At 72.1% G+C, this 17446-nt stretch carries 12 protein-coding genes; 8 read left to right on the top strand and 4 right to left on the bottom strand.

Going from position 1 to position 17446, the window contains the following annotated elements; translation table 11 throughout:
* Positions 1-39 precede the first annotated feature (39 nt).
* The gene (locus ACZ6NC_RS00965) at positions 40-3438 is read right to left on the bottom strand and encodes a condensation domain-containing protein (RefSeq protein WP_465727560.1); all 3399 of its coding nucleotides are present in this window, start codon (positions 3436-3438) and stop codon (positions 40-42) included.
* Positions 3439-3903: 465 nt separating this feature from the next.
* Positions 3904-4206, bottom strand: a complete 303-nt coding sequence (locus ACZ6NC_RS00960) for a hypothetical protein (protein WP_465727558.1) — start codon at positions 4204-4206, stop codon at positions 3904-3906.
* Positions 4207-4250: 44 nt separating this feature from the next.
* Between ACZ6NC_RS00960 and ACZ6NC_RS00955 the strand changes: the two genes are divergently transcribed.
* From ACZ6NC_RS00955 to ACZ6NC_RS00925, 7 genes are read left to right on the top strand one after another with little or no spacing between them, the layout of a single operon-like run.
* Positions 4251-7475, top strand: a complete 3225-nt coding sequence (locus tag ACZ6NC_RS00955; RefSeq protein WP_465727556.1) for an amino acid adenylation domain-containing protein — start codon at positions 4251-4253, stop codon at positions 7473-7475.
* The gene (locus ACZ6NC_RS00950) at positions 7472-8803 is read left to right on the top strand and encodes a glycosyltransferase family 2 protein (RefSeq protein WP_465727554.1); all 1332 of its coding nucleotides are present in this window, start codon (positions 7472-7474) and stop codon (positions 8801-8803) included. Before ACZ6NC_RS00955 ends, ACZ6NC_RS00950 begins: the two co-directional genes overlap by 4 nt.
* A 13-nt stretch (positions 8804-8816) precedes the next feature.
* Entirely contained in the window at positions 8817-9566 is a 750-nt protein-coding gene (locus ACZ6NC_RS00945) for a class I SAM-dependent methyltransferase (RefSeq protein WP_465727553.1), read from the top strand.
* A gap of 11 nt (positions 9567-9577) precedes the next feature.
* A complete protein-coding gene (locus ACZ6NC_RS00940) occupies positions 9578-10702 on the top strand; it encodes a DegT/DnrJ/EryC1/StrS family aminotransferase (RefSeq protein WP_465727551.1) in 1125 nt (374 codons plus the stop codon).
* Positions 10695-11927 (top strand): hypothetical protein, encoded by a 1233-nt coding sequence (locus ACZ6NC_RS00935; protein ID WP_465727550.1) that lies wholly within the window; start codon positions 10695-10697, stop codon positions 11925-11927. Before ACZ6NC_RS00940 ends, ACZ6NC_RS00935 begins: the two co-directional genes overlap by 8 nt.
* The gene (locus tag ACZ6NC_RS00930; RefSeq protein WP_465727548.1) at positions 11924-12913 is read left to right on the top strand and encodes a radical SAM/SPASM domain-containing protein; all 990 of its coding nucleotides are present in this window, start codon (positions 11924-11926) and stop codon (positions 12911-12913) included. The genes ACZ6NC_RS00935 and ACZ6NC_RS00930 overlap by 4 nt, the downstream gene beginning before the upstream one ends.
* A gap of 48 nt (positions 12914-12961) precedes the next feature.
* The gene (locus tag ACZ6NC_RS00925) at positions 12962-13858 is read left to right on the top strand and encodes an aldo/keto reductase (protein WP_465727546.1); all 897 of its coding nucleotides are present in this window, start codon (positions 12962-12964) and stop codon (positions 13856-13858) included.
* 66 nt (positions 13859-13924) lie between these two features.
* Here the strand turns inward: ACZ6NC_RS00925 and ACZ6NC_RS00920 are convergent, their stop codons facing one another.
* Positions 13925-15202, bottom strand: coding sequence for an MFS transporter (locus ACZ6NC_RS00920; RefSeq protein ID WP_465727544.1), 1278 nt, complete (start codon positions 15200-15202; stop codon positions 13925-13927).
* A 109-nt stretch (positions 15203-15311) separates the two neighbouring features.
* Between ACZ6NC_RS00920 and ACZ6NC_RS00915 the strand changes: the two genes are divergently transcribed.
* Positions 15312-16301 carry an ArsR/SmtB family transcription factor gene (locus ACZ6NC_RS00915; RefSeq protein WP_465727542.1) on the top strand — a complete coding sequence of 330 codons (990 nt, stop codon included), beginning with the start codon at positions 15312-15314 and terminating at the stop codon, positions 16299-16301.
* Positions 16302-16412: 111 nt separating this feature from the next.
* Here ACZ6NC_RS00915 and ACZ6NC_RS00910 read toward each other — a convergent pair whose 3' ends face one another.
* Positions 16413-17309, bottom strand: a complete 897-nt coding sequence (locus tag ACZ6NC_RS00910) for a hypothetical protein (RefSeq protein WP_465727540.1) — start codon at positions 17307-17309, stop codon at positions 16413-16415.
* Between the last annotated feature and the right edge of the window lie 137 nt (positions 17310-17446).

Here is a 17446-nt window from a genome sequence, read left to right as displayed (position 1 = left end):
TCCCGGAAGGGCGGGGGCCGGTCCCTGTACGGCCGGGTCTCAGTGCGGTGGTTCTGCCGGCTCCAGTTCCTCCAGCGGTGTGGCCAGGTGGTCCGCGAAGCCGCTCAGCAGCGTGCTGAGCCATCGGCCCAGGTGTCGTACGTCCGCCGCATCGAAGCGGTCCCCGCGGTGGGAGAGCCCGGCCCGCAGTCGTCCGCGCTCCTCGACGAAGGTGAGCGTGAGCCCGAACTTGGCCTCGTACCCGAAGCGTTCGTCGCTGGGCAGCGGTGTCATCAGGGCCTCGCCGATCGCCACCGGCTCGGCGGACCTGAGGTTGAGATTGAGCATGACGTCCGCGAACGGGGTGGCGGTGGCACTGCGGGGCGGTGCGAGGCGGGTGACGACCTCCTCCAGCGGCGCGCCCGGGTGGTCGGCGAGGAGCAGGGCCGTCTCGCGTATCGCGTCCAGCAGGTCGCCGAGCGTCTGGCCGGCTTCGCGCCGCGAGCGCAGGATCGCGGTGCCCAGGCGGGGGCCGAGCAGGCCGGGGAGGCTGCCGCCGGCGCCGTCCACCACCGGCACCGCGAAGGTGAGGTCGTCGTGGCCGGTCAGGCGGTGGAGAGCGGCGGCGACGGCGGTCGCGGCGATCATGAACCATGACGTCCCGCGATCGGTCCTGACCTGGCGCAGGCGGGTCAGCAGGTCGTCCGGCAGTTCCAGGACGAACGCGCCGTCCGGCTGGGGCACGGTCGGTGGCGCGAGCGGCAGGCGCGGCGGGGCGCCGGCGAGGCGCTCGGCCCAGAAGTCGGCGGCCGCGGTGGCGGCGGCCCGCACGCGTGGATCCTGGCAGGCCGTGACGAAGTCCCGGTACTGCGCCGGTTGCGGTGCCAGCGGCGCACCGCCGTGCGTGGCGGCCGCGTAGCCCGCGGCCAGCTCGGCCGCCAGCACCTGGACGGATTCGCCGTCCAGCACCAGGTGGTGGGCGCAGACCAGCAGAGCCTGGGTGTCCTGGTCCAGGTCGGCCAGGGCGAAGCGGACCAGGTGTCCGGTGGCGGGATCGAGCGGGGTGCGCGCGGCCTGCCGCAGCCAGCGTTCGAGCGCCTGGGAGCGCTGCTGCTCGGGCAGGTGAGTGAGGTCGTGGTGTTCGAGCTCGGGGGACCAGGGGCCTTCGATCTGTTGGACCAGCCGGCCGTCGTCGTCCAGGAACCTGGTCCGCAGGATCTCGTGACGGGCCACCAGGCCCGCCAGTGACTTCTCCAGGGTGCCCGGCTCCAGCCGTCCCTGCAGCCGCCAGGCCAGCACGATGTTGTAGACCGCGCGGCCCGGGTCCAGCCGTTCGGCCAGCCAGATCCGCTCCTGGAAACCGGAGGCGGGGGTCTGTGGGGCGTGGGGCGCCGGGCCGTGGGGCGCCATGCCGTCGGACGCCTCGCCCGGCCGGGCGGCCCCCTGGCGCTCGTCGATGAGCATGGCCAGCTCGCCCAGCCTGGGGTGGTCGAACACGTCGCGCAGCGAGATCCGCACGCCGAGGTCCTCCTCCACCTGGGTGACGAGCTGTCCGACCAGCAGGGAGTGACCGCCGAGTTCGAAGAAGGAGTCCTCGGCGAGCGGCGGGTCCATGACCAGGACCTGTCCCCAGACCTCGGCCAGCGCCGCCAGGGTGCCGGGGGCAGCCGCGCTCGTCGGGGCGCCCGCCGCGGCGGGGGCGGTCACGGTGGCGGGGGAAGCCGCGGTGGCCGGGGCAGCCGCGATGCCGGGGGCAGTCACGGTGGCCGGGCCGAGGAGCTCCAGGCGCGAGCCGGGCAGGGTCCTGGCGCGCAGGTCGGTACGCAGCGCGGTGCCGCCGGCGGCGCCGGCAAGCGGCAGCCGCCGGCCGTCCTCGGAGTCGCCGTCCTCGGGGCCGCCGTCTCCGGAGGTGCCGGGCGCGATGTCCAGCCACAACCGTCCGGGCACGCCGAGGGGTGCCCGGTTGCCGTCCTGGTCGACGACGAGCACCGGCACGCCCGCCGGCACGGCGGCGACCGTCCGTACCGCTGCCGTCGGCCCTTCGGTGGCGGTCAGTTCGTCCCGGTCGAAGAACTGCCCGGCGGGCCGGACGGCGCCCTGGCCGCCCTGGCCGGTCTGGTTCGCCGGCTCGAGCACGGCGGCCACGTCACGGATCCGGCGCTCGGGACAGGCGCAGAGGTCCTCCAGCAGCGCCAGGTAGTCCGCGGCCATCGCGGCGAGCAGGCTCGACCCCACGGTGGCACCGGGGTCCTTCCAGAGTATCGACAGGCCGCCCTTGTCGCCGCGCAGCATCAAGGTCGCCCGGTAGTCGGCGGTGCTCTCCAACTGGCGCAGGCTCAGCACGGCCGAGGAGCCGTGCGGGTCGGTGAGCCGCAGCGCGCGCACGTCGACGTGCTCGTGCCGCCCGGCGTCCCACCACTGGAAGACCACCTGGTGGGTGCGCGCGTGGGCGTCGGGGCCGGTGAGGCCCGCGGCGCGCAGGATGGCCGGCAGCGGCAGGTCGCCGTGGTGCAGGCAGGCGCGCATGTCCTGGTGCAGCCGGGTGATCAGCTCGGCGTAGCTGTCGGCCCCGGTGACCGTCTGTACGACGGGCAGGGCGTTGACGAAGTAGCCGACCAGGCCCTGCGTGCCGGGCAGGCCGCGTCCGTGGTACGGGGCGGAGGCCAGCAGGCGGTCCTGCCCGCTGTAGCGGCGCAGCAGCACGAAGAAGGCGGCGAACATCACCGTGAAGCGGCTGACCTTCAGTTGGTCGGCGACGGCGGCGACGCGCTCCAGCAGCGCGGGGTCCAGCGGGGCGCCCAGGACCTGGTAGTGGGGCGGTTCCAGGGGCGCGGGCAGTTCGAAGGCGGGTGGGTCGGCGCCGAGGAAGCCGCGCCAGTACTCCCGGTGGGACTCGCCCTCGGGGCCCTCGGCCAGCGCGTGCGAGCGTTGGGTCGAGGCCTCCAGCAGCGCCAGGTCGTCGGGCTCGCCGAGGTCCTCGCCGCTCCAGGCTCGGGCCAGGGCGTGCAGGAGGGTGAGCACTGACGCACCGTCACAGACCAGGTGGTGGATGGCGATCAGGAGCAGGGTGCCTTCGGGGTGGTGGATGACATCCGCGCGGATCATGGGCCCGTCGCGCAGGTCGAAGGGGTGCTGCCAGCCGTTTCGGGCGGCCTGCTCGACCGGTTCGGTCGTGTGGTGTTCGCGCACCGGGACGGGTGGCATCGCCGACCAGTCCAGCACGGGGGCGCCTGCGTGATCGAGGACGCGGCCGAGCAGTTGCGGGTACCTGCGGGTGAGCGCGGCCAGCGCGGTGCGCAGCCGTGCCGTGTCGAGGTCGCCCTGGACGTCGAAGGCCAGCGGGATGATGTGCGTCCACTGGTCCGGGTCGATCTGCCAGGCGATCCACATGGCCTGCTGCCCCACGGACAGGGGGGTCCGACGACCGCCATCGGCGGCACTGGCCTGACTGACTGTCATGTTTCTTCTCCTGCGGGGCGGTTCGCTGCTTTGGCGGCACTCGGGCATGGCGGCGCTGGACGTTTCAGCGCTGGGCGTTTCGGCACTGGGCATGGCGGCGCCGAGCGTGCCGGCCTTGGACATGGCGGCACCGGGCGCGGCAGGGACGCTGGGCATGGCGGACGGTGACCGCCCGGTGCTTTCCGTGGGGCCGGCGGATCCGGACGCATTGCCGACTCCGCTCGAAACGCGGCCGGCGGCCGGTTTCTCAGCAGCCCACCGGGGGAATGCCTATCCCTTTCCTCCCGCCACCGGAACAGCGCGTGCCCTGTGCGGGTATTCACGTTGCAGAAATATCGGGTTAATCGGGAAAAGCCAGGGCGGGGCCCGCAGATCAACATAACTTCTCGACTGACACGGCGCCAGATTCGCCCGGAGATGTGACGCACACCACAGACCAAGGTGCCGACAACGCCCTGTTTCATGTCAATCATCAGCTTTTGCCCGGTAGTTCGATCTGCCCACCAGCCCCACCGGCACCATCACTGACTGATCGTCAAAACGCCGACCTGGTCGCCGGCAGGGGTTGACGTGGTCATCACCGATCCCCTTATGATCGATCAAGAAATTGGCATTGATCCCGCCCGAACTGCCTTCCCATTCTCTGTGCACAACCGTGTCCGTGCCCTTTAGGGAAAGCTGTTTCGCCCGTTCGGGCTCACCCTTGCCCGTACGGGCACGCTCTGCCGTATTTGGCGAGCGCCCCCGCCCGCTGTGTTCGCCGAGCACCCCACGGACTCCCGCAGCGAAACCATCCGAAGGAGAGTCAGCAGATGGACCCTGCTCCGCTTTCCCTGCCCGAGGCGCTGGCCGAGCAGGCGCTGCGCACGCCGGACGCGACGGCCGTGCGTGACGCGTACGGCCGGCTGACCTACCGAGAGCTCCAGGAACAGGTCGCACGCTGCGCCACGGCCCTTCACGACAAGGGCGTGCGCCCCTCGGACGTGGTCGCGCTGCGGGCCGCGCGCAGTACCCCCGTAGTGGTCGCCATGCTGGGGGTGCTCGCGGCCGGAGCGGCCTGCCTCCCGCTGGACCCCGGCGAGCCGGCCGGCCGGACGGCGGGCCTGCTGGCCGACGCCCGCGTCGCACTGGCCCTCGTCGACGAGAGCGGCCTGGCTCCGGGAGCCGTGGCCGCGGGCATCGAGGTCCTCTCCCTCGCGCGGTTGCTCCCGGCCGGCCCCGCCACCGACGCACCACCTCGACCGTCCGACCCGCCACCGGGACCGTCCGACGCGCACCAGGCCGCCTTCGTCCTCTCCACCTCCGGCACCACCGGCCTGCCCAAGGCCGTCTCGCTGGCCCACCACGGGGTGGTACGCCTGGTGCGCGACCAGGACTTCGCCCGGTTCGGCCCCCACGACACGATGTTGCAGCACTCCCCGCTCTCCTTCGACGCCTGCCTGCTGGAGATCTTCGGCCCGCTGCTCAACGGCGGCGAGCTGGTGATCGCCCCGCCCGGACGGCTCTCCCCCGCCGACCTGGCCAAGGTGCTGCAGGACTTCCACATCACCACGCTCTACCTCACCGCCTCGCTCCTCCACCTGGTCGTGGACGAGGAGTTGGCGGCGCTGAACGGGGTGCGACTGCTGCTCACCGGTGGCGAGGCGGCCTCCACGGAGCACCTGGAGCGCGCCCGCCTCGCCCTGCCGGGCTGCCGGATCGTCGAGGCGTACGGCCCCACCGAGGCCACCGTCATCAGCACCACGTTCACGATCGACCCACAGCGGCCCGTCCCCTCCCCGGTGCCCATCGGCCGGCCGATCGCCGGCGCGGAGGTGCACATCGTCGGCCCGGACGGACGGCCCGTGCCGGACGGGGAGCTGGGCGAACTGTGGCTGGGAGGCCTCGGACTGGCCCACGGCTACGCGGGCGCCCCCGAGCTGACCGAGCAGAAGTTCGTCCCCCACCCGGACGGCACGCCCGGGCGCCGGCTCTACCGCAGCGGGGACCTGGGCCGGCGCGGGGTGGACGGCAACATCATCTTCGCCGGACGCATCGACGACCAGGTCAAGATCGAAGGCCACCGGATCGAACCCGGCGAGATCGAGCACGCGCTGCGCCGCCACCCCCGGGTCGCCGACGCCTTCGTGCACGCCGTCCGCGAGCCGGGCACGGACCAACGCCTGGTCGCCTACCTGGTGCCCGCCACGGGGCAGCCGCAGTTGGACACCCACCGGACGCGCGAGCACCTCGCGGCCCTGCTGCCCCCTTACATGGTGCCGGGGCAGTACGTGTGGCTGGAGCGTCTGCCGCTCAAGGAGAACGGCAAGGTGGACCGCCGGCTGCTCCCGTCGCCCGCCACCATCACGCACCCGCGGGAGCGGCTGTCCCCGACGGAGCAGCAGGTCGCGCAGATCTGGTGCGAGGTGCTGCAGCTGGAGGCGGTCGGGCCCGACGACGACTTCTTCGCCTGCGGCGGCACCTCCATCGGCGCCTCCCGGGTGGTCGCCCGGATCCGCACCCGGCTCGGCGTCGACCTGCCGCTCGCCGTGATGTTCGAGACCCCGACCCTGGCGCGGGTCGCCCAGGCGGTGGAGAGCGCGCAGCAGGCGGCAGCAGCAGACCAGCAGCACACCCACTCCCCCGCCAGCGGCCCGGCCATCGGCCCCGCCACCGGCCCCGCGCCCGCCGGTGAGTTCACCGCACGGCCCTCACTGCAACAGCGCGCCCGGCTGCACGCCTACCGCGCCGCGGCCGACGGCCGCACCCAGCCGGTGCTCACCCTCCACCGGCTGCGCGGCCCGCTGGACGTCGCGGCGCTGCGGTCCGCCCTGGACGCGCTGACCGCCCGCCACGACATCCTGGCCACCCGCTACCGCGAGGACCCCGACTTCGTCGCCGTCATCGCCCCGGCCGCCGGCCGCCGCTGGCCGCTGGAGGTACGGACGCTGCCCCGGGAGCGGCACGAGGCCGAGATCGAGGCCATCCGCGGCGAGCGGGGATTCGGCCGCCTCCCCTTCGACATGGCCCACGGCCCCATGGTCCGGGGTCTGCTGGTCACCGACGGCGCAAGCGAGCACGTCCTCGCGCTGGGCGTCGACCACATCGCCTTCGACGAGGTGTCCGCCGAGATCCTGACCACCGAACTCGCCGCGCTCTACCGCCAGGCCCGCGCACTCGCACGGGCCGCGCTGAGCCCGGCAACCCAGGACCGGGCCCCCGCACTCACGCCGGCCGCGCTGGGCCCGGTGACCCAGTACCAGGACTACGCCCGCCTGCAGGCCGAGCAGGACGCCACCCCCGACGGACGAGCCGCCCTCGCCCGGGCCGTCGACCAGCTGTACACCCGCGGCTTTCGCCCACCGCTGCCGCTGCCCGCCCACCCCGGCCACGATCCGCTGACGACCGGCCGCACCGCCACCATCGAGCGTGAGCTGCCACCGGTGGGAGCGGCGAGCGAGGCATGGCTGGCCGCCCGGGGGATCACCCCCGCCTGCTTCCACCTGAGCGTGCTGGCCCGCGCGGTGTCCAGCGTCGTCGACGGCGAACACTTCGGCTTCCAGATCTCCCAGTCCGGCCGGCACCTGCCGGGAACGGACACCACCATCGGCTGCCTGACCGAGATGGCCTTCGTCCACTTCGAGCGCCGACGCTGCGCGGACCCCGGCGAGCTGTTCGAGGACGCCCGGCGGCAGCTGGTGCACCTGGTCACCTCTCCCCCACCCCTGGCCGCCGCACTGGAACACCTGCGCGCCGAGGGCCGCCGCGCCCAGGTGGAGCGGCTGCGCAACCGCCCCTACCTGCTGTTCCACCACCGTCAGGAGACCCCGGTGACCCCCTTCGCCCCCGACCTCCAGCTGACCGCCCTGCACCCCACACCCCGCCCGGGAGTGCGCCACGACCCCGCCCTGATGGTCAACTCACGCTCGGGCCCCCACGGTGGCGCGGTCCGCCTGGAGTATGTCGAGGACGCCTACCCCCGCGACCTCATCGCCACCATCGCCGACGCCGTCGTCGCCTCCGCGACGGACCTGAGCTCCTGGGCCGGCTCCCGGTGAGCCGGGCGCGCAACCGCGCCCCGCGGACCACGGGCCTGCTGGCCCTGGCCGAGCGGGCGGCACTGGTCACCGTGCTCGGCGGCACGGCCGCCGGCGTGCGCAACATCGCGCGATCGGCCCGCTGGAAGCACCAGGCCCGCCAGACCTTCACCGCCCGGCGACCGGACCAGGCCCCCGGCGCCGCCTACGTCTTCCTGCTCGTGCCGGCGCTGCGCGAACAGCAGGTCATCGAGGCGACACTGGCTCACCTGCGGACCCTGGACTACCCCGCGCACCGATACGAGATCGTCGTCGCCGTCGACGAGAAGGAGGACGGCGACCGCACCACCGCCCGCGTGGTGGAGGAATACGCCAAACGCCACCCCGACGGCGCGCCGATCACCGTCGTCGCGCACAGCGGCCCCGAACAGCGCCGCAGTCTGCAGCTCAACGCCGCGCTCGACCACGTCCGGGAGCAGGTCCAGGAGCGGCTGCCCGGGGAACGGATCCTGGTCGGCGTCTACGACGCGGACTCCCGCCCCGAGGCACAGACGCTGGCCTACATCGACGACCAGCTGCGCCGGTACCCGGACGCGTCGGCGTTCCAGCAGACCGTCACCTACCTGGCCAACAGCGCCGCCCTGGCCAAGGGCCACGGCCTGCTGCACGCCAACGCCGTGTACCAGAGCCTGTGGAACCACGTCTTCGAGATCCCCCGGCTGCTCGCCTGCCGGGACCGGATCGCCGCCGGCCGCGGCCTGCCGTTCCCCCCGTACTGCATGGGCCACGGCGAGTTCTTCGACCTGCGGACACTCGAAGCCGTCGGCGGGTTCCCCCGTACCGGACCGTGCGACGGCATCCAGATCGGTTTCGCGCTCTCCCGCGCGGGCATCGCCATCCACCCGGTGCCCTTCGACGACTCCTGCCAGTCACCCACCAGCCACGCCGGCCTCGTACGTCAACACACCTTCTGGTTCTCCGGGAATCTGCAGTTCTTCCGCTGGTACACACCGCAGTCGCTCAGCCCGGACACCGTGCTGCCCCTGCTCACCCACACCGCGCTGGCCGGCCGATGGCTGTGCCGCCCCGCGGTGTTCGCCCTCGCCGCGGCGGGCGCCCACCGCATGGCCGGGTGGCGTGGACCGGTGGCACTCACGGGGCTGATGTACGGCTACTACGAACTGGGCACGCAGGCAGTGCGGCGCACCAGCCCTCCCGCGACCGGCGCCGCGGCCCGCTCCTCCCGGGGCCGGGTCCCGCTCGCGGTGGCGTTCAAATCACTCGGCGCGGCCAACGCCATCGGCCGCATGCTGCTCGGCAAATCGACGTTCAACAAAGTTGAACGGTAAGGAGAGGACCACAATGGACGAGAACTGGGTTACGGACTTCCTTTCCCACCCCGAGATGGAACCCAACCGCACCGGTCACGCCAAACTTCCGGCCGGACCCCCCGTCTGGGGCGGACGGGACGCGCCCCCCGCGGTGCGCGCGGCACACCGCGACAGCCTCGGCCTCGGCTGGCTGTACTACGGCCTGACCCGGGCGCTGGAGCCGCACACCGTACTGAGCATCGGCTCGGGACGCGGCTTCGTGCCGATCCTGCTCGCCAAGGCGCAGCACGACCGCAACGCGCCCGCCATCACCTTCGTGGACCCCTCCTTCGACGACGACTTCTGGACCGATGCCCAGCGGGTGCGCACCTGGTTCAAGTCCTTCGGGGTCGAGGAGCACATCGTCCACCACCAGATGACCACCGAGCAGTTCGCCGCCACCGAGGCCTGTGCCCAACTCCCCCCGATCGACCTGCTGTTCATCGACGGCGGACACTTCTACGAGGACGTGGAGACCGACTTCCGGCTGATGTCACCGCGCCTGGCGCCCGGCGGCACGATCGTGTTCCACGACACCGTCAGCCGCAGCGCCAACCCCAAGTGGTCGGGCCCGCGCCGGCTGCTCCTGGAGATCGAGGAACGCCACCCGCAATGGCAGCTGCTGGACCTGCCGTTCGGCGCGGGAGTGACGATCATGCGCGAACGAGCGCCGGAATCCCTGCCCGCCTACTTCCAGGGCCTGTGCGATCAGTGGCCCGACCCCGACTCCACCGCGTTCTGAGGGGAACTCACGTGGCGACCACCCAGCACCACCTCCAGGAACGCATCGAGGCACGGATCCGCGAGAACCTCCTGGGCCTGGTGGACAGCAAGCAGTGGAACATCTACCGCGGACGGTTCGTCAACGCCGTCCAGGCCCGCGCCGAGGAACTCCTCGGCGTGCCCTGCCTGACCACCAACGCCGGCACGACCGCCCTCGAACTGGGCCTGCGGGCCCACGGCATCGGCCCGGGCGACGACGTGGTGATCCCCAGCTCCACCTTCGTGGCGACCGCCCAGGCCGTCCTGCTCACCGGCGCCCGGCCGGTGCTCTGCGACGTCGACGACGCCACCTTCAACCCCGAGCCCGAACACGTGCAGGCGGTGCTGACCCCGAACACCAAAGCGGTGATCTTCGTCCATGCCTTCGGCAACCCCTCGGGAGCCGGCCGCGTGGCGGCATTCTGCACCGAACGGGGCCTGCTCCTGCTGGAGGACGCCGCCCAGGCACTCGGCGCCCGACTGGGTACACGCGCCATCGGCTCGCTCGGCGACGGCGCGGCCTTCAGCTTCAACACCTCCAAACCGGTGAGCTGCGGCGACGGCGGCATGTTCACGGCCACCGACCCGCAGGTCTTCGAGCGGGCCAAGGCCATCCGCCACGCCGGGCTGCGCGAGGTACCCGACGGACGGTTCCTGGCCCACGAGATCGGCGGCAAGTCGCTGCTGACAGAGTTCCAGGCAGCCGTCCTGGAACCACAGTTCGACAACTTCGACGAGCTGACCCGCCTACGCACCGACACCGCGCTGCTCCTGCGCGAGCACCTGCCCCGGGTGTCGCCGCACGCCCGCCTCCAGCACATCGACCACGACGCGCTCAGCGCCTGGCAACGGGTGGCCGTCACCCTGGACACCCCCGCACGCGCCGAAGAGGTGCTGGCCGAACACCCGTGGCTGGAACGCTTCTACATCGCGGCGCTCGTCGACGAACCCGTGGTGGCCCGACACGCCCTCTACACCGAGGACATCGCCCGCCGCTGCCGTGACCTGTGGGGACGCCTGGTCGGCGTCACCCTGTGGCCGTTCCAGAACCTCGACGAACTCGTTCAGCACGCCGAGAAACTGACTGAAGGTCAGTCCAAGGACAGCCATGCCTGAGCTGCCCGAGCTGCCGAACCCCCCTGAACTGCCAGGGCCGTCGGGCCCGGCGGCGGGAGCGGCCGCAGGAACGGCGGCAGGTGCGACGGCAGGAGCGGCGGACCCGCGCCGGCGCCAGACTCCCGGCGCACGGAAGCCGGCGGCTACCGGCCTCGCACTGCGGGCCCACCGCACCGATCCCCCCCAGCGCCACCGTCCGCTCGACGAGGCGGCCACCGGCTCGTTCGCCACCGAGCTGGACCACTGGCGCGAGCAGGCCCAACGTGACTGGCGCGCGCTGTGCGGGCCACCGGGTGCCTCACCGGTGCCCGAGGAGGTGCCCGGCTACCTGGTGGACAGGTACGCCTTCCGCGCGTACCTGTCCGACGGGTTCGGGGTCCGCGTCAGGGACCGCTTCTCCCGCCCCTTCGCGCCGCAGGCGGCCGGCTGGCAGGAACTGACCCGGTCCCGGCTGCGCGGGGTCCCGAGCGCGGGCCTGGAAGCGGTACGACTGGAACACCCCGTCACCGACACCCCCCTCGTACGCGACCTGCTCGGCCGCTGGCAAAAGTACCTGACCGGCCTCGGAATCACCTACGATCCAGCCCTCTTCCGACCGCCGGACGGACGGACCTGGCTGGAGCTGTTCCGCGACTCCGCACTCTACCCGTTCTACCCACCGGCCATCCCGGGCCCGACGTTCATGGAACGCCTCAGCCCCCGCCAGTGCGAGCAGCTCCTCGTACGGCACGGACGACCGGGCATCATGAGCCTGTACGTCTTCCTGCTCGAAGCACACGAGGACACCCACCGCGCCCAACGGGGCGAACCGCTGCTCTGCGAATACGTGCTGGCGATGCTCTGGTGCCGGTTCCTCGACGAACACGACCTCTGGTACTGGGAACGCAACGAGGACACCGGAGTCTCACTCAACCTCGAAGAGCCCTACCTGCGCCGCGTGCACCTCGACGACCAGGCCCTGAGCGCCCTCTTCCACGACACCGCCGCGGGCGCCCGGCAGGCCCTGGGCCCCGGAGCCTACGACGAACTGTGCCTGGCGGGCTGGCTGTTCGACACCCGTGCCATCACCTACCACGACTACCTGGAACTGGTCACCCTGCGCCTGAGCGGCACCACACTGCACGGACGCCTGACCCTGCTGCTGCGCGCACTCGACGCCCGGCTGACCCCAACCCCCCGGCCCGGCGCCGGCCACGCCGACTCAACCGAAGGGAAGGCCCGATGAACACCACCGACCCCGCAGGGCAGGAAGGCACCGCCTACCTCTCGCTGCAGAACCCCTGCAACGCCAGCTGCCCGATGTGCCTGAGCTGGCGCGACGACAGCACCCTGGCGGCCGACACCCTCCGTGACACCATCCATGCCCTGGCCGACCAGGGCTGGCAGCGCGTGATCTTCACCGGCGGAGAGTTCGTCACCCACCCGGACTTCGAAGACCTCCTCGCCCTGACCGGACAACTCGGCCTCGACTTCGGCTTCATCACCAACGGCACCGTCCTGGAACCCGGCCACGACTGGCTGCTCGACTCCCCACGCCTGACCAAGGTCGTGTACTCGCGCGACTTCGCCGACCCCACGCGCCACGCCACCTGGCGCAAGCTGCCGGCCTTCCCCGAAGAAGCCATCACGCAGGCGCTCGCCCGACTGTCCGCCCGCGGAGTCTTCTGCCAGCTCAACACCGTCCTCATGCCCTCCAATGCGCACGACCTGGCAGGCTTCACCACCCTGCCGTTCTGGCCCAGCCTGGACCTGTGGCACCTGATCCCGGTCAAAGGAGCGATCGCCAAGACCTGGAACGAGGAGTCCCGCGGACGCCTCACGAAAACCCTCACCGCACTCCACAACACCCCCGGGCCGGGCCCCACCCTGCACAGCCCACTCCCCTCCGGCTTCGCCGACATACCACTCGCCGAAGTCCGCACCTCACACCCGACCAGGACCGCCGTCCAAGGACGGTCCTGCACAGTGGAGCTGGCCCAGCTCTACATCGACGCCTCCGGCCACGTACTGCCGTGCAACTCCATCGCCTGGGAGGAACGCCGCACCATCGGCTTCGGCAACATCAACGAAGAACCGCCCCACGCGATCCTCGCCCGCCGACGCCACGCCCTGGCAACCGCCCACAACAGCAAGCGCCTCGGCTGCCACGCCTGCGATCCCCTGAACTTCGCCACCAACATCAGCCCGAGCAGGAACCCGGCACCGCAATGAGGTGACGTCACAGCCGGACGCGACGCCCACTCGACGAGGAGAACTGCGATGAACCCGGACCAGCGGCCGGCCACGGCCGCCGGCACCTACACCCTCGGCGGGGACCTCACCGTCACCCGCCTCGGCTTCGGCTCCAAACACCTCACCGGCCCGGGCGCCTGGGGCGACCCCCAGGACCCGGACGGGGCCGTTCGCGTCCTGCGCCGAGCCGTGGACCTCGGTGTGACCTTCATCGACACAGCCGACTGCTACGGGCCGATGATCGCCGAACAACTCATCAAGAAGGCCCTCCACCCCTACCCCGACGACCTGGTCATCGCCACCAAGGCCGGCCTCACCCGCCAAGGCCCACACCGATGGCATCCCGTCGGCCGACCGGAATACCTGCGCCAACAGGTCGAAATGAGCCTGCGCAACCTCGCCCTGGAACGCATCGACCTGTTCCAGCTCCACCGCATCGACCCGCTCGTGCCCCTCGAAGACCAGATCGGCGTACTCAAACTCCTCCAGGAAGAAGGCAAGATACGACACGTCGGCCTCTCCGAAGTATCCATCGAAGAGGTCGAGACAGCAGCCCGCATCACACCCGTCGTCTCGGTGCAGAACCTGTTCAACCTCACCGACCGTACCGCCGAACCACTGCTCGACTACGCCACACAACACGGCATCGGCTTCATCCCATGGTTCCCGCTCGACACCGGCAAGCTCGCCCACAAGAACGGACCACTCGCCACACTGGCACAACGACACGGCGCGACCCCCTCACAACTCGCACTCGCCTGGCTCCTCAAACGCTCCCCCGCAATGCTGCCGATCCCGGGCACCTCCTCGGTAACCCACCTGGAAGAGAACACACAAGCCACCGGAATCGAACTGTCCGACACCGACCTCAACACCCTCACGTCAGCTGCCACGTCCCAGCCGCAGCACGACCAGACGTCTTGAGCGGCCGACCAGGCCGAGCCCGTATCGGCCGCCGGGGAAGCGGGTGTCCGTGGCGCTGCGCCGAATCTAGCGTCCGTCCGCCGTCCCCGGCAGGTCCCGCATGCCGCGCAGCGGTGAGAGGTAGATCGGGACCCACACCACGGCCAGCCCCAGCGCACCGGCCCACAGGGCGGCGCGGAGGGAGATGACGGTCGCCAGCAGGCCGGCCAGGGCGGCGCCGACGGTGAGCGCCCCGGTAAGCAGGACCCGCATAGTGGCGTTCATCCGGCCGAGCAGGTGGTCCGGGGTGGCGTGCTGACGGAAGCTCACGTTGATGACGTTGTCGATGCCGACCTTGAGTGTGGTCAGCAGCCAGGCCCCGGCAGCGCACCAGAGCAGCGGGCCGCGGTCGACCAGCGCGACCACGATGCCGAGCGGCGCGACCGCCAGGCCCATCAGCCACAGCACCCGCCCCGCGCCGAGCCGGCGGGCCAGCGGGCGGGCGAGCAGCGAACCGAGGAAGACGCCCACCCCGCCGAGTGCGAAGAAGAGGCCGAGCACGCCGTCCGACAGGTGCAGGGACCGGGCGAAGAGCACCGGCAGCACGGTCTGGCAGAGCTGGATGGACAGGTTGGTGCAGGCACCGGCCAGCGCGATCGGGCGCAGCAGCGGGTCGCGCAGCACGAAGCGCAGCCCGTCGCGCACCTCGCGCGCCAGCCCCCGCCCACTGCCGGCGGCCGGCCGGGGAGGGACCACCGGCTCTGGACGGCGGATCCGTAGCAGCAGGACGGCCGAGCCCAGGTAGCTGAACGCGTCCAGCAGCACGGCCACGGGGGCCGACACCAGCGCCATCAGGAAACCGCCCGCCCCGCGCCCGCCGACCTGGGCGAGCGCATCCACCGTGACAAGGTGCGCGTTGGCCCGGGTGAGGCCGGCCCGGCCCACCACCGCGGGCAGGTTGCTCAGCGCGGCGACGTCGAAGAAGACGGTCGCCACCCCCGCGAGCAGCACCACCAGGGCGAGTTGGGCGAAGGTCAGGCAGTCGAGCAGCCAGGCCGCCGGGACCGAGCCGTAGAGCACGGCCCGCACCAGGTCGGCGGCTACCATCACCGGGCGCTTGGGCAGCCGGTCCACCCAGGCGCCGGCCGGCAGCCCGACCAGCAGGAACGCGACCGTGCTCAGCATCGCCAGCAGGCCGACCTGGCCGGCCGAGCAGTGCAGCGCGAGCACCGCGACCAGGGGCAGGGCGAGCGAACTGACCGCGGTGCCGAGCTTGCTGACAGCGGCTGCGGCGAGGAGCAGGCGCAGATCCGAGCCGGGTGCGGTGGAGGGGGCGGGCAGCGGGGCCCGCAGATCGGTGGTCATGGCGCACAACCCTGGCCGCGGCCGCCGACCCGCGGCCATGGATTTAGGCTGAGCTCAATCGACGGGCCTCCGCCCGCCGACGTCGTCCGCACCGAGGAGGCCCCGCCCCGTGCTGGAGCTGGAGTTCACCGCCCGCGACCTGGCCCACACCCGGTTCGCCGTCTCCCCGCTGTGGGAGGTGGTGGCCAGCGTCCGGGTGCTGCGGCGCCCGGACGATCATCCGCTGCACCGGCCGTGGCTGGCGGCGGTCCGCCCCCGGCTGGCCGCCGCCCGGCTGGACTGGCGGCTGCTCGCCGACCTGGTGCCGGAAGGGCCGTTGGCGATCCCGGTCTTCGTGGCGCCGCCGCCGACCTCCTCGGTACCGGACCTCGGGGTGGAGCTGGCGGCCCTGCGGGCCACCCCGCCCGAGCAGGTCCGGGCCGAGCTGGACGGGCCGCGGGCGCCGCACACCGAGCGCACCGAGGCACTGCGCCAGGACCCGGAAACCGAACTGGCCCGGCTGGCCGACACCGTCACGGCGTACTGGGAGCTCGCCCTGGCACCGTACTGGCCCCGGCTGCGCGCCCTGCTGGAGGCGGACGTGCTGCACCGCGCCCGGCTGCTCGCCCAGGGCGGCATCCAACAGCTCTTCACCGACCTCGACCCGCGGGTGACCTGGACCGGCGAGCGGCTCTCGGTCGAACACCGCTACGGCAGCGGCGGGCGCAAGCTCGGCGGGCGGGGACTCCTGCTGGTGCCCTCCGCGTTCGTCTGGCCCCGGCTGTTCTCGGTCACCGTCCCCGGCCGCCAGCCGACCCTGCGCTACCCGCCCCGCGCAGTGGCCACCGTGTGGGAACGGCGCCAACACGAACCCGCGCAGGCGCTGGCCGCAGTACTGGGACGCTCCCGGGCCCGCCTGCTGGCCGAACTCGACGCCCCGGCAGCCACCGCCGAGTTGGCCCGCCGGACCGGGATCTCAGCAGGCGGTGTCTCCCAGCACCTCGGCGCGCTGCGCGCCGCGGGACTGGTCGCCGCCACCCGGGCCGGCCGCCACGTCCTCTACCGGCGCACCGAAGCCGCCGAGGTCCTCCTCACCGCGACCGAGCACAACACCAGCTGACCCGGGCCCGGCCCAAGTGCGGTACCGGCCTCCGTCGCCCGACCGGGACGCCCGTTCCCCGCACGGCACGCGAGGCCGGAACTGCCATGTCCCAGCGAGGCTGACGCGCTCTCACTGGCGTGCCAGCACTCCATCGGCCTTCTTCAACTGTTCCGCCCGTTTGCCGAGGGCCTCGTCGAGGGCCTTCTTGTTCTTTTGAATCAGCTCATGTTGATACGCGGTCTCGACGGCGTTCCAGACGGCCACCAGGCCGGTCTCCCGCTTGCACCCTATGTCAGCCCAGGCGATCTCCTTCTCGGCCTCGGAGATTCCGGTCTCGGAGATTCCGTCGATATTCAGGGGGTCCGGTTGGCTGTGCCCGGACCGGGCCATGCAGGCAGACCAGCTCCTGATCGCGGCTACCACCCGGTCGTCCTTGCGGGACAGCTCGAACGACGCCACGTTGATCTCCCGCACGACCTGGTCGTTCGCCGGATAGTCCCTCGTGCCGGTGATCTGCATGGCTGCCGCACTGTTGCAGCCGATGGCCGGGGAGCCACCTGGCCCCGGCCTTCCGTCCGGTGTTCCCGCCAGAGCGTCCAGTTGCTCCTGGCTGAGCGGCGGATCCGCCTGCGACGGCTGCGGCGGCGGGTGATACCCCCTGGATGTCGCATCGGCCGAGTCGATGAGGCCGTATCGCCGGTCATTGCGACCGGTATCGGCGGGGGCCGGCCCACTCGGCGCCGGAGGCATCGGAATACCGGCTTTGGCCATGCATTCACCGGTCAGCAGTCTCAGCGACCGCAGAAGCGTTTGATGCTCCTGAGGGTCGAGGAAATAGGGATCCAACGGCAGTTTCGGGATCTGCCCGTCCGCGATCGCCGGAATGTGACTGACGGCCGGGGGCGGCACCTCCAGGCTGGCGGGCAGCGGCTCTTGACCATCACGGTTCGCCGCGCAGGCACCGATGCCGAGAGCGATCGCGGCACAGAGAGCGGTATAGGAAAGACGATTGACGTATGTCCGCAAGATTCGCACCTCGGGCGTGGTCGGAGTGATCCCCACGGCGGGTGTGGGGGGGGGGGGGGGGGGGGGGGGGGGGGGGGGGGGGGCGGGCGGGGGGGGGGGGGGGGGGGGGGGGGGGGGGGGGGGGGGGGGGGGGGGGC

The sequence above is a fragment of the Kitasatospora sp. NPDC041988 genome (assembly GCF_055588525.1).
This window is presented reverse-complemented; position numbering and strand designations above follow the sequence as displayed.

Excerpts from the sequence above, each read along its gene's own strand:
- ACZ6NC_RS00920 (WP_465727544.1), bottom strand. The coding sequence starts at position 15,202 with ATGACCACCGATCTGCGGGCCCCGCTGCCCGCCCCCTCCACCGCACCC.
- ACZ6NC_RS00955 (WP_465727556.1), top strand. The coding sequence starts at position 4,251 with ATGGACCCTGCTCCGCTTTCCCTGCCCGAGGCGCTGGCCGAGCAGGCG.
- ACZ6NC_RS00925 (WP_465727546.1), top strand. The coding sequence starts at position 12,962 with ATGAACCCGGACCAGCGGCCGGCCACGGCCGCCGGCACCTACACCCTC.
- ACZ6NC_RS00945 (WP_465727553.1), top strand. The coding sequence starts at position 8,817 with ATGGACGAGAACTGGGTTACGGACTTCCTTTCCCACCCCGAGATGGAA.
- ACZ6NC_RS00930 (WP_465727548.1), top strand. The coding sequence starts at position 11,924 with ATGAACACCACCGACCCCGCAGGGCAGGAAGGCACCGCCTACCTCTCG.
- ACZ6NC_RS00965 (WP_465727560.1), bottom strand. The coding sequence starts at position 3,438 with ATGACAGTCAGTCAGGCCAGTGCCGCCGATGGCGGTCGTCGGACCCCC.
- ACZ6NC_RS00935 (WP_465727550.1), top strand. The coding sequence starts at position 10,695 with ATGCCTGAGCTGCCCGAGCTGCCGAACCCCCCTGAACTGCCAGGGCCG.